14 protein-coding genes are annotated in these 17,700 nt (G+C 75.6%); 9 read left to right on the top strand and 5 right to left on the bottom strand.

Translation table 11 applies throughout. The features are described 5' to 3' along the window. The first annotated feature begins 68 nt into the window (after positions 1-68). From GCE86_RS24090 to GCE86_RS24065, 6 genes are all read left to right on the top strand, one after another. On the top strand, positions 69-731 hold the full coding sequence (locus GCE86_RS24090; RefSeq protein ID WP_154230649.1) for an adenosylcobinamide amidohydrolase: 663 nt from the start codon (positions 69-71) through the stop codon (positions 729-731). Positions 732-817: 86 nt separating this feature from the next. After that, the gene (locus GCE86_RS24085) at positions 818-2,017 is read left to right on the top strand and encodes a CapA family protein (protein WP_154229029.1); all 1,200 of its coding nucleotides are present in this window, start codon (positions 818-820) and stop codon (positions 2,015-2,017) included. A 62-nt stretch (positions 2,018-2,079) separates the two neighbouring features. Next, the gene (gene nth, locus GCE86_RS24080; RefSeq protein ID WP_154229028.1) at positions 2,080-2,859 is read left to right on the top strand and encodes an endonuclease III; all 780 of its coding nucleotides are present in this window, start codon (positions 2,080-2,082) and stop codon (positions 2,857-2,859) included. Next, the gene (locus tag GCE86_RS24075; RefSeq protein WP_154229027.1) at positions 2,856-3,461 is read left to right on the top strand and encodes a TlpA family protein disulfide reductase; all 606 of its coding nucleotides are present in this window, start codon (positions 2,856-2,858) and stop codon (positions 3,459-3,461) included. The genes nth and GCE86_RS24075 overlap by 4 nt, the downstream gene beginning before the upstream one ends. Next, positions 3,458-4,150, top strand: coding sequence for an NUDIX hydrolase (locus GCE86_RS24070; protein ID WP_154229026.1), 693 nt, complete (start codon positions 3,458-3,460; stop codon positions 4,148-4,150). The genes GCE86_RS24075 and GCE86_RS24070 overlap by 4 nt, the downstream gene beginning before the upstream one ends. Before the next feature lie 87 nt (positions 4,151-4,237). Further along, a complete protein-coding gene (locus GCE86_RS24065) occupies positions 4,238-5,416 on the top strand; it encodes a MarP family serine protease (RefSeq protein ID WP_154229025.1) in 1,179 nt (392 codons plus the stop codon). A 12-nt stretch (positions 5,417-5,428) separates the two neighbouring features. On the opposite strand, the gene GCE86_RS24060 is transcribed toward GCE86_RS24065, so the two are convergent. The 4 genes from GCE86_RS24060 to eccCa all read right to left on the bottom strand — a co-directional run bounded on the left by GCE86_RS24060 (position 5,429) and on the right by eccCa (position 12,349). Further along, the gene (locus GCE86_RS24060; protein ID WP_154229024.1) at positions 5,429-6,151 is read right to left on the bottom strand and encodes a phosphatase PAP2 family protein; all 723 of its coding nucleotides are present in this window, start codon (positions 6,149-6,151) and stop codon (positions 5,429-5,431) included. A 30-nt stretch (positions 6,152-6,181) separates the two neighbouring features. Then, a complete protein-coding gene (locus GCE86_RS24055; protein ID WP_154229023.1) occupies positions 6,182-6,979 on the bottom strand; it encodes a phosphatase PAP2 family protein in 798 nt (265 codons plus the stop codon). Between the two features lie 43 nt (positions 6,980-7,022). Continuing rightward, positions 7,023-8,351 (bottom strand): type VII secretion-associated serine protease mycosin, encoded by a 1,329-nt coding sequence (mycP, locus tag GCE86_RS24050; RefSeq protein WP_154229022.1) that lies wholly within the window; start codon positions 8,349-8,351, stop codon positions 7,023-7,025. Between the two features lie 62 nt (positions 8,352-8,413). After that, the gene (eccCa, locus tag GCE86_RS24045; RefSeq protein WP_154229021.1) at positions 8,414-12,349 is read right to left on the bottom strand and encodes a type VII secretion protein EccCa; all 3,936 of its coding nucleotides are present in this window, start codon (positions 12,347-12,349) and stop codon (positions 8,414-8,416) included. A 100-nt stretch (positions 12,350-12,449) separates the two neighbouring features. Between eccCa and eccD the strand changes: the two genes are divergently transcribed. Continuing rightward, a complete protein-coding gene (gene eccD / locus GCE86_RS24040; RefSeq protein ID WP_154229020.1) occupies positions 12,450-13,847 on the top strand; it encodes a type VII secretion integral membrane protein EccD in 1,398 nt (465 codons plus the stop codon). Between the two features lie 60 nt (positions 13,848-13,907). Here the strand turns inward: eccD and GCE86_RS24035 are convergent, their stop codons facing one another. Then, positions 13,908-14,414, bottom strand: a complete 507-nt coding sequence (locus GCE86_RS24035; RefSeq protein ID WP_091266984.1) for an inorganic diphosphatase — start codon at positions 14,412-14,414, stop codon at positions 13,908-13,910. Positions 14,415-14,968: 554 nt separating this feature from the next. On the opposite strand from GCE86_RS24035, the gene dacB reads away from it, so the two are divergent. Both dacB and GCE86_RS24025 read left to right on the top strand, forming a co-directional pair. Further along, positions 14,969-16,471: a D-alanyl-D-alanine carboxypeptidase/D-alanyl-D-alanine endopeptidase gene (dacB, locus tag GCE86_RS24030; protein WP_208818140.1), complete on the top strand. Its 1,503-nt coding sequence runs from the start codon at positions 14,969-14,971 to the stop codon at positions 16,469-16,471. Positions 16,472-16,552: 81 nt separating this feature from the next. Then, the gene (locus tag GCE86_RS24025; RefSeq protein ID WP_154229019.1) at positions 16,553-17,623 is read left to right on the top strand and encodes a zinc-dependent metalloprotease; all 1,071 of its coding nucleotides are present in this window, start codon (positions 16,553-16,555) and stop codon (positions 17,621-17,623) included. Positions 17,624-17,700 lie beyond the last annotated feature (77 nt).

Genomic DNA, 17,700 nt, shown 5'->3' with positions numbered 1-17,700 from the left:
ACCAGGATCCCCAGCTCCGGTGCGGGTGGGCCGGATCCGTCCCCACCTGTGATCGTAGGGTGACCGGCGTGCTGAGCGAGCCGTTCCTGACCACCCGGCCCGAGGACGGGTCGGACATCCCGCTGCTGGTCTGGCGGGCCGAGGCGCCCCTGCTGGCGGTCGGCTCCGCCCCGCTGGGCGGGGGGATCGGCGTCCGCGGATGGGTGGTGAACGCGACCGTGCCGATGTCGTACGACCGGGACGACCCGGCCGCCCACCTGACCGAGCTGGCCGGCGGCCTCGGCCTGGCGGGGCCCGGCGTCGGGCTGCTGACCGGGGTCGACGTGACCGAGGTGGTGGCCCGGACGGACGGCGGCGTGCGGGTCTGGGCGACCGTGGGCCTCGGCATGCCGGTCTGGGCCGCGGCGCCCACGCCGGCCACGCCCGCCCAGCGGGTCGGCACGGTCAACATCGTCGTGTACGTGCCGGCCCGGCTCGGCGACGCCGCCCTCGTCAACGCGGTGGCCACGGCCACCGAGGCGAAGGCCCAGGCGATCTGGGAGCTGGGGTTGCCGGCCACCGGCACCCCCACCGACGCGGTCACTGTGCTCTGCCCGGCCGACGGCGAGCCCGCACCGTACGGCGGCCCCCGCTCGGCCTGGGGTGCCCCGCTGGCCCGGGCCGTGCACGCGGCCGTCCTGGCCGGCGGCGCCGGCACGGTCGTGCCGTGGTCCCACCGGGTCGCGGGTTGAGCGTGCACCGCCCCTCGCCCGGCCGACGGGTTTTCCGACCGATCGGCCCTCGTCGTCGCGTTCCCGGGACGGTAGCGTCGCCCACGATGTACGCTCCCGCCCGCTCCGTGCCTCGTCCCCGTCGCCGCTCCGCCACCCGTGGCGGGCGCCTCGCCGCAGCCCTCGGCGCCGTCCTCGTCGTCCTGCTCGCCGCCGGCTGCGGTGACGCCGGCTCCGGCGACGGGCCGCTCTGGCAGCCCGGCCAGGGTGGGGGGTCGACCGCATCCGGGGCCCCGGTCGAGGGCGACCAGGCCGCCGCCCCGGGCGAGGCCACCGAGAAGTCGATCTCGTTGACCGCGACCGGCGACGTGATCATGGGCAACGCCCCGTCCCGGCTGCCGGCCAACGGCGGGAAGGGCTTCTTCGACGACGTCAGGTCCGCGCTCAAGGGCGACCTGGTGATGGGCAACCTGGAGGAGCCGCTCACCGACGACACCGGCGCCGGCAAGTGCGGCCCGAAGCCGAAGAACTGCTACCAGTTCCGGGCGCCGCCGGGCTGGGCGGCGCACCTGCGCACGGCCGGGTTCCAGCTGCTCAACCAGGCCAACAACCACGGCTACGACTACGGCCAGCAGGGCTACGAGAACACCCAGTCGGCGCTGGAGGCGCACGGGCTCAAGCACACCGGCGCGCCCGGCGAGATCACCGTGGTCGACGTCAAGGGCATCAAGGTCGCCGTGGCCGGCTTCTCGTCGTACCCCTGGTCGAACAGCCTCGTCGACATCGAGGCCGCGAAGCAGGTCATCACCATGGCCAAGGACATGGCCGACCTGGTCGTGGTGCAGGTGCACATGGGTGCCGAGGGCGCCGACCGGAGCCACGTGAAGCCGGGCACCGAGATGTTCTTCGGGGAGAACCGGGGCGACCCCGTCCGCTTCTCGCACGCCGTGATCGACGCCGGCGCCGACCTGGTGATCGGGCACGGCCCGCACGTGCTGCGCGGCATGGAGTTCTACAAGGGGCGGCTGATCGCCTACAGCCTGGGCAACTTCGCCGGCGGCGGGAAGTCGCTGAACAGCTCGGGCCGGCTCGGCTGGGGCGGCGTGCTGAAGGTCTCGCTGACCGCGGAGGGCCGCTTCGTCGGGGGCCAGTTCACCTCGACCCAGATGAGCAGCGTGGGCCGGCCGGCCGTCGACGGGCAGGACCGGGGCCTCGGGCTGGTCCGCGACATGAGCCGGGCCGACTTCCCGGAGACCGGCGCGCGGCTCGACGGCTCCGGCAAGATCAGTGCTCCGGCGGGTGGCTGAGCCGCACCGCCGCCCGCGTGGGCCCCGCCGGCACGTCGTCCCCGCGACGTAGGCTGGCCGGCGTGACCACGCGCTCCACCGAGACCGACCTCGGCCGCACGCGCCGCGCCCGCCGGATCGGCCGGGTGCTGACCGAGACCCACCCCGACGCGCACTGTGAACTCGACCACTCCAGCGCGCTGGAGCTGGCCGTCGCCACGATCCTGTCGGCGCAGTGCACCGACAAGAAGGTCAACGAGGTCACCCCGAAGCTGTTCGCCCGCTACCGCACCGCGGCGGACTACGCCGGGGCCGACCGCGCCGAGCTGGAGGAGCTGATCCGGCCCACCGGCTTCTACCGCAACAAGACCAGCTCACTCATCAACCTGGGCCAGGCCCTCTGCGAGCGCTACGACGGCGAGGTCCCCGGCAAGCTGGCCGACCTCGTCACCCTCCCGGGGATCGGGCGCAAGACCGCCAACGTCATCCTCGGCAACGCCTTCGACGTCCCCGGCATCACGGTCGACACCCACTTCCAGCGCCTCGTGCAGCGGTGGCAGCTGACCACCGAGACCGACCCGGTCAAGATCGAGCACGCGATCGGCGCGCTCTACCCGAAGCGCGACTGGACGATGCTGTCGCACCGGATCATCTTCCACGGCCGGCGGGTCTGCCACGCCCGCAAGCCGGCCTGCGGCGCCTGCACGCTGGCGAAGCTCTGCCCGGCGTACGGCACCGGGCCGACCGATCCGGTGGCCGCGGCCAAGCTGCTCAAGGGGCCCCGCGCCCGGGATCTGGCGGCGGCCGTCGGCATCGACCCCGACCTGGTGCCGCAGCAGGCGGTCGCGGCGGAGGTGCCGTGACCCGTCGGCTCGCGTACCTGTTCATCCCGCTGCTGCTCGCCGTGGCCGGCTGCACCGGCATCACCGACGAGCCGGCGGGCCCGGCACCGGCCACCCGGGCCGAGCGGCCGTCGCCGTTCGCCGACTGCGCCCCGCTGACCGCCGCCGCACCGGCCTCCGGTCCGGCCGCGGCCGGTACCTCCGGTGCATCGCTGCCCGACCTGACCCTCTCCTGCTTCACCGGTGGCGCTCCGGTCAACGTGCGCGACATCCGGGGCCCGGCGGTGATCAACGTGTGGGCGTCCTGGTGCCCGCCGTGCCGCAAGGAGCTACCCGCCTTCCAACGACTCAGCGAGCGGGCCGGCGGCCGGTTCCAGGTGATCGGGGTGAACAGCCGGGACAGCCGCGGCGGGGCGCAGTCCATCGGCGAGGACTTCGGCGTCCGGTTCCCCATGCTGGTCGACCAGGGGGACGCGTTCGAGCGGTCGCTCGGTCGCAACGCCTTCCCGCTGACCGTCCTGGTCGACGCCGAGGGGCGGATCCGGCACACCGACTCGACCGGCGCGCTGGACGACGCCCGCCTGGCCGAGCTCGTCCGCACCCATCTCGGGGTGCGGCTGTGACCCGACGGCCCCCGGACTGGTTCAACCCGCTGCTCGGCCGGCTCGGCAGCGCCCGGGCCGAGGACTTCACCCGGCTCAGCACCCCGGAGAGCGGCGGCCGGGAGAGCGCCGTGCTGGTGCTGCTCGGCGAGGAGCCGGGCGCCGGCCCGGACGTGCTGGTCCTCCAGCGCGCCGCCACGCTGCGCAACCACGCCGGGCAGCCGGCCTTCCCGGGCGGCGCGGCCGACCCGGAGGACGCCGACGCCCGGGCCACCGCGTTGCGCGAGGCGAACGAGGAGGTCGACCTCGACCCGGCCAGCGTGACCGTGCTGGCCGAGCTGCCCAAGCTGTGGATCCCGGTCAGCGACTTCGTGGTCACCCCGGTGCTCGCCTGGTGGCACGACCCGCACCCGGTCCACCCCCGGGAGCCCGCCGAGGTGGCGCACGTCGCGCGGCTGCCGGTCGCCGAGCTGGTCGATCCCGCGAACCGGATGCGGGTACGCCACCCGAGCGGTTGGATCGGCCCGGCCTTCTCGGTGCGCGGCATGCTGGTCTGGGGCTTCACGGCCGGGGTGCTGAACACCCTGCTGGAGATGGGCGGCTGGGCCCAGCCGTGGCCGCGTTCCCGGGTGGTGGAGCTGCCGCCGCCCGGCGCCGCCCCGGCGCCCTCCGCGGGCACCGACGCGGTCGACGAGAGCCCGGTGCGCTGAGCCGGCGGCGATCACCGGCGCGCATCCGAAGGTCACGTTCAGCGAGCGGTCAGCCTGTCGCGGGCACGGTGCCCGTACCCTGGGTGCGTGTCCGCCGTGGATCTCGTACTGCTCCTGCTCATGCTCGTGTTCGCGATCAGCGGATACCGTCAGGGCTTCGTCATCGGGGCGCTGTCGTTCTCGGGTTTCTTCCTGGGCGCGCTGCTCGGCCTGCAGGTCGGGCCGCTGATCGCCCGGCAGTTCACCGACAGCGGCACCCGCGTGCTGATCTCCCTGGTGGCCATCTTCGGGCTGGCCGTGCTGGGCCAGGCGCTGGCCGGCTGGCTCGGCTCCAACCTGCGGGCGGCGATCACCGGGCCGGTGGGGCGGAAGGTCGACGACGCCGGCGGCGCGATCATCTCGGTCTTCGCGGTCATGCTGGTGGCCTGGCTGGTCGCCGTGCCGCTGGGCTCCTCGTCGGTGCCCTGGCTGGCCTCCTCGGTGCGCAACAGCGCCGTGCTCACCGTGGTCGACCGGGTGCTGCCGGACAAGGCGCAGGAGCTGTCCACGGCGCTGCGCGACACGGTCGACACCAACGGCTTCCCGGACGTCTTCGGTGACCTCGCGCCGACCCGGGCCCGGCAGGTCTCCCCGCCCGACCCGGCGCTGGCCAACTCCCAGGTCGTGAAGAACAGCCAGCGGGCGGTGGTGAAGGTGCTGGGCTCCGCGCCGAGCTGCGCCCGCCGCATCGAGGGCTCCGGCTTCGTGTACGCCGACGACCGGGTGATGACCAACGCGCACGTGGTGGCGGGCACCCGGTCGGTGGCGGTGGAACTGCGCGGCGAGCGGTACGACGGCGAGGTCGTCGTCTACGACCCCGCGCGGGACCTGGCCGTGCTGCACGTCCCGGGGCTGCCCGGGCCGTCGCTGCGCTTCGCCGCCGGTGCGGCGGGCAGCGGGGCCGACGCCATCGTGCTGGGCTTCCCTCTCGACGGCCCGTACGACGCCCGCCCGGCCCGGATCCGGGACGTCGACCGGATCACCGGGCCGGACATCTACTCGGCCGGTGACGTGACCCGGGAGATCTACACGATCCGGGCGCTGGTCCGCAGCGGCAACTCGGGTGGCCCGCTGGTCTCCTCGAACGGGTTGGTGCTCGGCGTGATCTTCGCGGCCGCCGCGGACGACCCGAACACCGGCTTCGCGGTCACCGCGGCCGAGGCCCGGTCGGTGGCGCTGGCCGGCGCGGAGCGTACCCGTGGGGTGGCCACCGGCGACTGCACCTGAGCCGGCCGGCGGTCAGCCGGCGGCGGTGCTCGCGGGGGCCACGTCGTCGCCGGAGCGGCCGGCCGGCAGCCTGGCCCGGCCCCAGGTGAGCGTGCGGTCGAGCACCGCCCGCGCCATGATCGCCACGCAGGCGCCGCCGTTGAGGAAGGACGCCACCACGTCGCTCGGGTGGTGCATGCCCCGGTACATCCGGGTGAGCGCCACCCCGATCGGCACCAGCACCAGCAGGGACCACCAGGCGACCTTGGCCGGGGTGCTCCGCGCCCGTAGCGCGAGCAGCACCGCGATGCCGACGTAGAGCGCCATGGCGGCCGAGGTGTGCCCGGACGGGAAGCTGGAGGTCGGCGGCGAGTCGTCCATGTGCTCGACGGCCGGCCGGTTCCGGTCGATGACCATGGTGGTGAAGAGGAAGATCAGCGCCTGCGCGCTCACGGCGGCGCAGAGGAAGAGCGGCTCCCGCCAGCGGTGCAGCACCAGCCGCAGCACGAGTGCCACCAGCACGGTCACCACGACGATCAGCTGCGTGCTGGCCAGCGTGCTGAACACCAGGGAGACGTCGTTCCAGCCGCCGGTACGGTGGGCCGCGAACTCGCGGTTGACCGCGTCCTCGACGGTGAACGGCCAGGTCTTCGCGAGCACCCGGGTGACCAGGAGGCCGAGGCCCACCAGGACGGCGAAGAGCAGGGTCACCGGCAGCAGCACCCGCCGGGCGATCTGGACCGCGAGATCGGACATGAGCCGCCCTTTACCCCGGCCGGTACCGGACTACGCGTGGCGGCCGTCCGGCCCCGGTTCGGCCAGCTCCGGCTCGATCCCCTCCCGGCCGGTACGCGCCGGCCGCCGGCCGACCCGGGTCCGCCAGGTGGAGAACGCGGCCGTGGTGGCGGCCACCACCGCCACACCGAGCAGCCAGCCGCCCACCACGTCGCTGGTCCAGTGCACGCCCAGCGCGATCCGGCTGAGTCCGGTCACCACGGCGATCACCACCGCCACGGTCCAGAGCGCGCCGCGCAGTGGCCGGCTGTGCCGGGCGAACGGCAGGAAGACCAGCAGCAGCACCCCGGCGGCCAGGGCGGCGTTCAGCGCGTGGCCGGAGGGGAAGGAGTAGCCGGCCGCTCGCGCCACCGGGTCGAGCAGGTCCGGCCGGTGCCGGCCGACGAGCAGCTTGAGCAGCGCGCCGAGCAGCCCACCGACGGTCATCGTGGTGACCACCCAGAGGGCCAGCCGCGGGGCGCCGCGCCACAGCAACCAGACCACCACCACGGCGGCGGCCACCCGGAGCGGGCCCGGCCCGAACACGTGGGTCCACACCTCCATCAGCCGGACCCAGGCCGGGTGGTCGACGGCGTACCCGTGCAGCGCGTCGGTGATCACGGCGTCCAGCCGGGACAGCGGCGGCCAGGCGCCCAGCACCAGCAAGGCGAGCAGGGCGAACGGCACCAGCACGAGGAACGCGGCGGTGGCGGCCAGGGTGAGCCGGAGCCCCAGCGAGTGGTTCGGGTCGAGGCGGCGCCGCCGCCAGGACCGCTCGGGCATGGACATCAGGCCGCCGCGCGTGTTCATGCGCTGTTCACTACCCAGGGCGGGGCCGGGTCAGACGGGCCCGTCAGCGGCGGGTCTGCCGGAACCGGCGGACCGCCAGCGCGGCACTGGTGAGCAGCGCGACGAACAGGGCGAGCCCTGGCCAGAGCCGCTCCCGCGCCGAGTTGTCGACCTGGCCGGCCGGGTGGGCCGCCCACCGGGTCTGCTGCTCCGGCGCGGCGACGCTCAGCGGGTCGGCGCCCGGCGCGGCGGCGGCCCCGCTGTCCGGGTCCAGGCCGGGCGCCCAGCCGAAGCCCACCGATCCGGGGGAGCCGTTGTCGTCGAGCGGGTTGCGCCCCACCGAGGGCACGTCGGAGGTCAGCGCCGCCACTGGATCCACCATGCCGTAGCCGAAGCGGTCGTCGCGGCCGGTGGGCCCGAGGTCCCGCGCCGTCGTGGTGATCCGGTTGACGACGTCGGCGGCCGACATCTGCGGGTACTTCGCCAGGACCAGGGCCGCCGTCGCCGCGACCAGGGGAGCCGCGAAGCTGGTGCCCTGCATCAGCCAGTAGCCGCCGGGACGGGCGCCGTAGATCGCGGTGGCCGGTGCGCTGAGCACCGTCTCGTGGCCGGTGATGGCGCCCGACCACAGGTTGTCGTTCGCGTCCAGCCCCGTCACGGCGAGGACGCCGGGTTCGCGGGCCGGGTACCAGACGTCGCGGCCCGTGGAGGTGGCCAGGTTGCCCGTGCACGCGACCACCACGACGTTGCGGGCGAAGGCGTAGTCGATGGCGGCGGCCAGGGGCGCGCTGGTGTCGGTGCCGCCGAGGGAAAGGTTGATCACGCGGGCGCCGTGGTCGACGGCCCAGCGCACCCCGTTGGCGACGGTGACCGCGCTGTCGTACCGGTTCTCCTGGTCGAGCACCCGGACCGGAAGGATCTTGGCGTCCGGCGCCAGCCCGACCGCGCCCCGGTCGTCGTCCCGGCGCCCGGCGATGAGGCCGGCGACCGTGGTGCCGTGCCCCACCGGGTCGGGCCCGTCGACACCGCTCGAGACCAGGTCGACGCCGGGCAGCACCTGACCGGCCAGGTCGGGGTGGGAACCGTCCACTCCGGAGTCGACCACCGCCACGACGACGCCGCGACCGGTCGAGCTCTGCCAGGCGGCCTGTGCCTGCAACTTGGCGAGCTGCCACTGGCCGTCGCGGGACGGGTCCATCCCGGTGAGTTCGTCCACCGGCGCGGCGGCGACCGGGGCGGCGGTGGCCGGGGCGGCGTGGGCGGGCGGGGCCAGTGGACCGGCCACCGCGGCCGCGACCGCGAGCGCACCGAGCAGCGCGCGTCCGGCGAGACGCCGGGGAGGCGCGGTGGGAACACCCTGCCGATCCCTGGTCACATTCCCCAGCCATTTCATCGCGTCAGACACATGCCGCTCGGAGATTACCGGTTTTCCCGTAGGCCACGCTGCCACTCCGGTCACCCCGGTGGGAGATGGGCGAGCTGAACGAGGCGTACGCCCTCGCGCCGGGTGACGAGCCGGCCCCGGCCCGGCGGCAGCGGGCCGGCCTTCACCTGGCCGACGAGCGGCCCCTCCTCCGGGCCGCCGGACATCACGAGCCCGGCCGTGGCGAGTTCCCGCAGCCGTTGGATGACCGGCTCGAACGAGGTCCGGCCCGCGCCACCGGAGCGGCGGGCCAGCACCAGGTGCAGGCCGACGTCCCGGGCGTGCGGCAGGTGCTCCTCCAGCGCGCGCACCGGGTTGGTCGGCCCGCCGGCCACCAGGTCGTAGTCGTCCACCAGCACGAACAGCTCCGGCCCGGTCCACCACGACCGGGTACGCAGCTCGGCCGGAGTGACCTGCGGCCCCGGCAGCCGCCCCTGGAGGTAGCCGGCCGCCGACTCGATCAGCTCGGCGGTGTGCGGCGCGGCGGTCCCGTAGCCGATCAGGTGCGCCGACTCGATCGTGCCCATCAGGCTGCGCCGGTAGTCGACCAGGATGACGCGGGCCTCCTCGGGCGTGAACCGCTGGACGATCGAGGTGGCCAGCGCGCGCAGGAACGAGGACTTGCCGCACTCGGCCTCGCCGAAGACCACGAAGTTGGGCTCGGTCGCGAAGTCCAGCACCACCGGGCGCAGGTCCGCCTCGGCCACGCCGATCGGGAAGGCCAGCCCCGTGGTGGCGGTCTGGTCCAGCTCGGCGTAGGGCAGCACCGGCGGGAGCAGCCGCACCCGGGGCGCCGCCGGACCGGCCCAGGCCCCGGCCACCGCCTTCACCAGGTCGCCGGTCTCCTCGCCGAGACCGGCGACCCGCGGCGCGGCGGCGAGGAAGTGCAGCCCGCCCGCGGTGATCCCGCGCCCCGGCCGCCGGTCCGGCACGGTCGCCGCGAGCGCCCGCCTGGCGACCAGCGAGTCGGCCGGGTCGCCGAGCCGCAGCTCCAGGCGCGAGCCGAAGAGGTCGCGGATGGCCGGCCGGAAGTCCGACCAGCGCAGGGCGCTCGCCACCACGTGCACCCCGTACGCCAGGCCCCGGGTGGCCAGCTCGGTGACCAGCGGTTCCAGGTCCTCGTACTCGCCGCGCAGGGTGTTCCATCCGTCGACCACGAGGAACACGTCACCGAACGGGTCGGCCCCGGCCGCCGCCGCGGCCCGTCGCCGGCGCCATGCCGCCATCGACTCGACCCCCGCCTCGGCGAACCGCCGCTCCCGCTCGGCCAGGAGGGTGGCGATCTCGCCGACGGTCCGGCGGACCGCGGTGCCGTCGGTGCGGCCGCTGACGCCGCCGACGTGCGGCAGGTCGCGCAGCGCGCCGAGCACGCCGCCGCCGAAGTCGAGGCAGTAGACCTGCACCTCGGCCGGGGTGTGGGTGAGCGCCAGCGCGCAGACCAGGGTGCGGAGCAGGGTGGAGCGGCCGCTGCGCGTGGTGCCGACCACGCCCACGTGCCCGGCCGCGCCGTCCAGGGCCAGCCAGAGCAGGTCGCGGCGCTGCTCGAACGGCTTGTCCACCACGGCCACCGGCACCTGGAGGGCGCCGTGCAGCTCCGGGTTGCCCACGGTGAGCCCGCGGATCGGATCCGCGCCGACCGGGCCGAGCAGCTCGTCGAGCGGGGGTGCGGCGTCCAGCGGCGGCAACCACACCCGGTGCGCCGGCGGGCCCTGCCCGGCCAGCCGTCCCACCATCAGGTCGAGCAGGGTCTCGCCGGTCTCCTCCTCGGCGGGGAGGGCGGCCGGGGTGGCCGGTTCGGGCACCGGCACCAGGTGCGTGGAGAAGGCGACCAGCCGGGGGCCGGCGGCGCCCGCCGCGCCCGCCGGGCCGCCGCGCCGGCGCACCGCGCCGGAGACGTACGCGGCCTTGAACCGGACCAGCGGCTCGGTGCCCGAGCGCAGGTAACCGTGCCCCGGGCTGCGGGGCAGCTCGTGCGCGTCCGGCACGCCGAGCACCGTCCGGGACTCCAGCGCCGAGAAGGTGCGCAACCCGATCCGGTACGACAGGTGGGTGTCCAGCCCGCGCAGCCGGCCCTCCTCCAGCCGCTGCGAGGCGAGCAGCAGGTGGACGCCGAGCGAGCGGCCCAGCCGGCCGATCTGCACGAAGAGGTCGATGAAGTCGGGCTTGGCGGAGAGCAGCTCGGAGAACTCGTCGCAGACCAGCAGCAGCGACGGCAGCGGGGCGAGTGGGGTGCCGGCCGCGCGCGCCCGCTCGTAGTCGCGCACGCTCGCGAAGTTGCCGGCCCGGCGCAGCAGCTCCTGCCGGCGCACCAGCTCACCGTTGATCGCGTCGACCATCCGGTCGACCAGCGGCAGCGCGTCGGCCAGGTTAGTGATCACCGCAGCCGTGTGCGGCAGCCGTTCGAAGGACGCGAAGGTCGCGCCGCCCTTGAAGTCGACCAGCACGAAGTTGAGCTGCTCCGAGCTGTGCGTGGCGGCCAGCCCGAGCACCAGCGTGCGGAGCAGCTCCGACTTGCCCGAGCCGGTGGCGCCGATGAGCAGCCCGTGCGGGCCCATCCCGTCCTGGGCCGACTCCTTGAGGTCCAGTTCGATGGCACCGCCGTCGGCGCCCACCCCGATCGGCACCCGGAGCCGGTCCCGGGCCGCCCGGGGGCTCCAGCCCTGCTCGGCGGTGAAGTTCATCGGGTCGCCGAGCCCGAGCAGCTCGGGCAGGCCGGGCTCGGCGCCGGGCGGGGCGTCCGGGCCGCGGGCCGTGCCGGCGAGCCGCAGCGGGGCGAGCCGGCGGGCGACCGCCTCGGCGTCGGCCGGCTCCAGCGCGTCGGCCGCACCCACCTCGGCGTGCCCGTCCGCCGAGTGCGAGTGCAGCCGGCCGTCGACCAGGTCGAGCAGGAGGGCGTACCGGTCGAGCAGGCGGGGCGGCGGCGTGTCCAGATCGAGGACGGTGACCGCGTCGATCCCGCCGTCGCCGGAGAGGTCGGTGGCGCCGGTGAGCTCGCCGCCGTCGAGCACCACCACCACGTGCGGCCCGTCGGTGGCCGGACCGGCCGGGCTGAACCGGGACCGGCTGCCCAGCACGTCGTCGAAGAGCCGTTCCAGCTCGGCGGCCGAGCTGGTGACCAGCCGGACCGGGCCGAGCGCGTCGGTGCGCACGGGGTGGTGGGTGTGGGGGAGCCACTTGACCCACTCCCAGCCGGCCCGCCGTTCCGGCCCGGCGCAGACCGCGATCAGCAGCTCGTCGGGGGCGTGGAAGACGGCGAGCTGGGTGAGCACCGCCCGGGCCAGCGCCTGGGCCGCCGGGGAACCCGCCCCGCCGGCCGGGCCGCGCACGAAGACCCGCGCGAAGCTGCGCAGCGAGAGCGCCACCGGCAGGTCGGGCACCACCGAGTACGCGTCCAGGAACCGCCGCAGCGCCCCCGCGGTCATCGGCTCCAGCTCGTCGAGCGGCCGGGTCACGGGCGGCAGCAGCGGGGTGGCCAGCGTCTGCGGCCCGACCCCGACCCGGACCACGGCGAAGTCCGGGTCCCCGGGCCGGCGCTCCCACACCCGGTGGCTGTCCACCGTCGACCAGAGCCGCCCGGGGTCGGGGTGGCGGTAGTAGAGCCCGGACCGCTGCGCCCCGGCGGTCTCCCGGACCCGGCGGCGCAGCGCGGCGAGGTGCCGGAGGTACTCCCGGCGGGCGGCCATCATCTCGGACCGCTTCGGCCCGGCGCTGCCCCACGACGTCACCAGCATCGCCACCGAGGAGAGCCCGAACATGCCGCCCACCACGTACGAGTAGGCCCCGCCGCCCCGGCCGAACATCATGGCCATGGCCACCGTCCCGCCGAGCATCGGGAGCACCATGAGCGCCTGCTGCCAGCGCCCACCGGCCACCGCGGGGATCTCCGGGGGCGCCTCCACGGGCAGCTCGCCGACCGGGATCTCCGGCGCCGGGCGGCGTGGTGGCCGCTTGATGACGACAGTGGACACTCGGCCTCCCCATGGCTCTCGGTAACCTGAGCCTGGCTCATCGTAGGTAAAGTCCAGTCGTCCGTCAGCCACCGTTCCCGCTCGATATGGAGAGACATCGATGACAAGCGGGCTGGCCCGGGTCACGATCAGCGCCCCCCGGCGGCGGGTCGACGTGGCCCTGCCGGAGCAGGTTCCCCTGGCCGAGCTGCTGCCCGAGGTGCTCCGGCACGCCGGTGAGGGGCTGGCCGACGACGGCGAACGGCACGGCGGCTGGGTGCTGCGGCGGACCGACGGCGGCGCGCTGGCCACCGCGCAGGCGCTGCTGCCCCAGGGCGTCCGCGACGGCGAGGTGCTGCACCTCGTCCCGGCCCGTGCCCAGTGGCCCGAGCTGGAGTACGACGACGTGACCGAGGCGATCGCCGACGGCGCCCGCCGCCGTGGCGCCGCCTGGTCGCCCGGTGCCACCCGGGCCGCCGCCCTGGCCGGGGCCGGCGTGCCACTGGTCGTCGGGTTGCTCGCCGTGCTGGCCGCCGGCCCCGGGCCGCACAGTGTCTGGCCGGTCGCCGCCGTGGTGGCCCTGCTCCTGGTGCTGGCCGCCACCGCCGCCTCCCGGGCCTTCGGCGACGGGCCGGTCGGCGCCACCCTCGGCGGGTACGCACTGCCCTGGGCCGCCGCGGCCGGCGCGCTGGCGGTCGGCTCCGGCGACCCGGCCGGCCCGCTCGCGACAATGCGCTGGGTCGGCGCGCCCGAACTGCTCGCCGGCTCGGTGGCGCTCCTGCTCGCGTCGGTGCTCGCCCTGCTCGGGGTGGCCAGCCGGTCCCGGGTCTTCCTGGCCGGCGCGACGACCGGGGCGGCCGGCGCGGCGGCCGGTCTCGGCGGGTTGTTCCTCGGCCCGGCCGGCACCGCCGCTGTGCTGCTCTGCGCGCTGGTCTTCGCGCTCGGCGGGCTGCCGCTGCTGGCCCTCCGGCTCGGCAAGGTGCCGCTGCCGCCGATCACCCTGCCCGCGCCGGCCGGCGGGCCGCCGGGTGTCCGCGACCTGCCCGACCGGGCCCGGGTGCACGCGGCCGTGGCCCGCACCGAGGAGATGCTGACCGGGATGCTGGTCGGGCACGCGGTGCTGGCCGTCGTAGCCACCGCGGTGCTCGCCACCACCGGCGGTACGGCCGGGCGGCTGCTCGTGGCGGTCGGCTGCGGGGTGCTGCTGCTGCGTTCCCGGCTCTTCGTGGCGGTCCGCCACCGGGTGCCCGCCGTCGCGGCCGGGCTGGCCGGGTACGCCCTGCTCGGCGCGATGCTCGCCGACCGGGCCGGTCCGGCCGGCCGCCTGGCGCTGACCGTCGGCGGGGTGGCCGTGGCCCTGCTCGCCGTGGCGGCCGGCGCCACGTACGCCCGCCGGCCCGTCTCCCCGTACCTCGGGCGGCTGGCCGACCTGACCGACACCGCGCTGGTGGTGGCGGTGGTCCCGGTCGCCTGCGCGGTGCTCGACCTCTACGACCGGGCCCGCGGCCTGCTGGGCTGACCCGCACGCACGCGGGCCCGGGCCGCTCGCAGCGGCCCGGGCCCGTCGGCGCGGATCAGGTCAGTGCAGGGTCTCGCCGCGCTCGGCGGCCTCCTTGGCGCGCTGGTACGAGGCCACGATCTCGGCCTCGGCCTCGGTGCGGCCCACCCAGGTCGCGCCCTCGACCGACTTGCCGGGCTCCAGGTCCTTGTAGACCTCGAAGAAGTGCTGGATCTCCAGGCGGTCGAACTCACCCAGGTGGTGGATGTCCCGCAGGTGCTCCTGGCGCGGATCCTCGTAGGGCACGCAGAGGACCTTGTCGTCGCCGCCCTTCTCGTCCGTCATCCGGAACATGCCGATGGTGCGGCAGCGGATCAGGCAGCCGGGGAAGGTGGGCTCGGGCACCAGCACGAGCGCGTCCAGCGGGTCGCCGTCCTCACCGAGGGTGCCCTCGATGAAGCCGTAGTCGGCCGGGTACTGGGTGGAGGTGAAGAGGGTGCGGTCCAGCCGGATCCGGCCGGTCGCGTGGTCCACCTCGTACTTGTTGCGGTGACCCTTGGGGATCTCAACCGTGACGTCGAAATCCATCTCCCACGCTCCCTCGTTTGCCCACGCTGGCTGACGAAACCAGTGGCGTCGCCCACCGGACGGGGTGAACCTCCCCCGCCGGCTCCGGCCGCCGCATAGTGTTCGGACCGAAGTAGTGTCACCCAAGGCGCTTTTGAGCGGGGGAGGAGGGGGTCGTGGGGAGGGAAGATTCACACTACCGCCCCGAGGGGGTTGACGGGCCCAGGTCCGCCGGTTCCGGTTCCGGCGGGGCCACCGGCCGCGTCTCGATCCCCGGCACCACCCCCGGCCACCGCCCCGGGCCGCCCGTCGGGTCCGCCCCGGTGGGCCGCGCCAACCCCGGGCAGTACGGCCACCCCGGCCCCGCCGAGCCCGGTCGGGCCCCCCAGGAGTACGGCCGCGCCACCCCGCAGGGGTACGGCCGCCCACAGGAGTACGGCCGACCGCAGGAGTACGGCCGCCCCGCCGGCCGGGAGTACGGGCACGCCGATCCCCGGGACCACGGCCCGGGTCCCGCCGCCCCGGTGAGCTGGCCCGGGTACGACGCTCCCGGCGGCATCCCCGTGAGCCCGCCGGTGCCGCCGGTCGGCGCCGCCCCGCTCCCGCCGTCGCCCCCGCCCCCGCCCCCGCGCCGGAGCCCGGTCCGGCTGGTCGCGGTCCTGGCCGGCGTGCTGGTCCTCGCCCTGGCCGCGGTCGGGCTGGCCGTGGTCCGCCCCGGCCCGGTGGCCGGCTGGCTGGGCGGCGACGACAGCCCGACGGCCGCCGCGCAGCCGCCCGAACCGCCCCCGCCCGCCGTGCTGGGCGGCGCGGACGGCAACGCGCCACAGCCCACCCCCGAGGGGGTGCGCGCCGCGCTCGAACCGCTGGTCGGCGCCGCCGCGCTCGGCGACCGGGTGAACGTGTCGGTGGCCGACGTGACCACCGGTGAGGCCCTCTACGGCCGCGGGCAGGACAGCCCCACCGTGCCCGCCTCGGTGACCAAGCTGGCCACCGGGGTCGCCGTGCTGGCGGCGCGGGGCCCCGCGTACCGGATCCCCACCCGGGCGGTGGCTGGCGCGGCCCCGGGCGAGGTGGTCCTGGTCGGTGGCGGCGACCCCACCCTCGCGGTCGACAAGAACGGCTTCTACCCGGGCGCGGCCCGCCTGGACGACCTCGCCGCCCAGGTGCGCAAGGCGCTCGGCGGCACCGCCCCGACCAAGGTCACCGTCGACTCGTCCCTGTTCAGCGGCCCGGTCTACGAGCCCGGCTGGGACGACGACATCCCGACCGGCGGGTTCGGGGCGGCGATCACCGCACTGATGACCGACGGCGCGCGGCGGGACCCGGCGGAGGCCCGCCGGACCGAGGAGGCCATGAACCACGCGGCCGAGCGGGTGCCGCAGCCGGACCTGACCGCCGGCCGGCAGTTCGCCAAGCTCCTGGGGCTCACCGGGGCCGCCGCCGAGGTGAAGCGGGGCACCGCTCCCGCGGCCTCCGGCGCGACCGCCACCGGCACGCCCGCCCCCGGCGCCGAGCTGGGCAAGGTCCAGTCGCTGCCGATGGTCCGCCTGGTCGACATCATGATCAGCGACAGCGACAACGTGATCGCCGAGGCCATGGCGCGCCAGGTCGCGCTCGCCAAGGGCAAGCCGGGCTCGTTCGCCGGCGGTGCGGCCGCCACCGATCAGGTGCTCGGCGAGCTGGGGCTGCCGGCCGACGAGATCAGCCTGGCGGACGGCAGCGGCCTGTCCCGCACCAACCGGATCAGCCCCTCGCTGCTCACCGACCTGATCACGCTGGCCGGCAACGGGAGCCACCCCGATCTGGCCGCGATCTTCGGCGGCCTGCCCGTGGGCGGCTGGTCCGGCACCCTCGACGAGCGCTACCAGGCGTCGGTGACGAAGGCCGGCGCCGGCGTCGTCCGGGCGAAGACCGGCACGCTCAGCGGGGTGAACGCCATCGCCGGGCTGGTCACCACGGCCGACGGCCGGCTGCTCACCTTCGCGATCCTCACCGACCGCACCCCGGACAGCCTCGACGAGACCCGGCAGGCCCTCGACCGGATCTCCTCCGCGCTGGCCGGCTGCGGCTGCCGCTGACCGTCCCCATCCGGTACGACCGGCGTCGATCCGCGCTCGCGAGCCCGGGTGGGGGTGTCGCGGCGCGGGTACGGTGGGTTCATGGCGCAGTTCGTGGACTGGGATCTGGCCGCCGCGACCGCGGGGGCGCTGGGCAAGTCAGGCCCCCGGGTGTCGTACGCCGAGGCCACCGACGTGGTGGGCGAGTTGCGCCGGCTGACCGAGGAGGCCGCCGGGCACGTTGCCGACTACACCGGCCTGCGCTCCCAGGTCACCCACCCGCCGGTCCGCGTGGTCGACCGTCGGGACTGGGCGGCCGCCAACATCGCCGGGCTGCGCGAGGTGATCACCCCGCTGGTGGACCGGCTGTCCGGCGCCAAGCGCCCCGGGCCGCTCACCGAGGCGATCGGGTCCCGGCTCACCGGGGTGCAGGCCGGCACCGTGCTGGCCTACCTCTCCGGGCGGGTTCTCGGCCAGTACGAGGTCTTCGCGGGTGACCCCGGCCAGCTGCTGCTGGTCGCGCCGAACATCGTCGAGGTGGAGCGGAAGCTGGGGGCCGACCCCCGCGACTTCCGGCTGTGGGTCTGCCTGCACGAGGTGACGCACCGGACCCAGTTCACCGCCGTGCCGTGGATGCGGGCGTACTTCCTCAGCGAGGTCCAGGCGTTCGTGGACGCGTCGCAGGGCGGCGAGCACCTGCTGGAGCGGCTGCGCCGCGGCGTGGCCACCCTGTCCGACGCCGTGAAGGACCCGGAGAGCCGGGCCAGCGTCCTGGACATCGTGCAGACCCCGGCGCAGCGGGCCGTGCTGGACCGGCTCACCGCGCTCATGACCCTGCTGGAGGGGCACGCCGAGTTCGTCATGGACGGCGTCGGCCCGCAGGTCATCCCCAGCGTCGAGTCGATCCGGGCGGCGTTCAACCGGCGCCGCGAGGCGGGCAACCCCCTGGAGAAGGCGATCCGCCGGGTGCTCGGCATCGAGGTCAAGATGCGCCAGTACGCCGAGGGCCGCAAGTTCGTGCACGGCGTGGTGGACCGGGTCGGCATGGCCGGGTTCAACAAGATCTTCTCCTCGCCGCTCACCCTGCCCCGGCTCGACGAGCTGGGCGACCCGGACGCCTGGGTGGCCCGGGTGCACGGCGGGCCGGCGAGTGTCCCCCCGTCCGCCGGCTGAGCCGGTGATCCGCGCCGGGAGCGAGCCGGGCCCGCCGGCCCCGCAGTCGCGAACGGCGACCGGCGACCGGGCCGCGC

Origin of the sequence: Micromonospora terminaliae (assembly GCF_009671205.1) — a bacterium.
Classification (GTDB): domain Bacteria; phylum Actinomycetota; class Actinomycetes; order Mycobacteriales; family Micromonosporaceae; genus Micromonospora; species Micromonospora terminaliae.
Note: the sequence above shows the minus strand (reverse complement) of the source record. Positions and strands in the feature narration are given on the sequence as shown.

What these genes read in the sequence shown, in the direction of transcription:
- GCE86_RS24085 (WP_154229029.1), top strand. Translation starts at nt 818, where the DNA reads ATGTACGCTCCCGCCCGCTCCGTGCCTCGTCCCCGTCGCCGCTCCGCC.
- GCE86_RS24060 (WP_154229024.1), bottom strand. Translation starts at nt 6,151, where the DNA reads ATGTCCGATCTCGCGGTCCAGATCGCCCGGCGGGTGCTGCTGCCGGTG.
- GCE86_RS24055 (WP_154229023.1), bottom strand. Translation starts at nt 6,979, where the DNA reads ATGAACACGCGCGGCGGCCTGATGTCCATGCCCGAGCGGTCCTGGCGG.
- mycP (WP_154229022.1), bottom strand. Translation starts at nt 8,351, where the DNA reads ATGAAATGGCTGGGGAATGTGACCAGGGATCGGCAGGGTGTTCCCACC.
- eccD (WP_154229020.1), top strand. Translation starts at nt 12,450, where the DNA reads ATGACAAGCGGGCTGGCCCGGGTCACGATCAGCGCCCCCCGGCGGCGG.
- GCE86_RS24035 (WP_091266984.1), bottom strand. Translation starts at nt 14,414, where the DNA reads ATGGATTTCGACGTCACGGTTGAGATCCCCAAGGGTCACCGCAACAAG.
- GCE86_RS24025 (WP_154229019.1), top strand. Translation starts at nt 16,553, where the DNA reads ATGGCGCAGTTCGTGGACTGGGATCTGGCCGCCGCGACCGCGGGGGCG.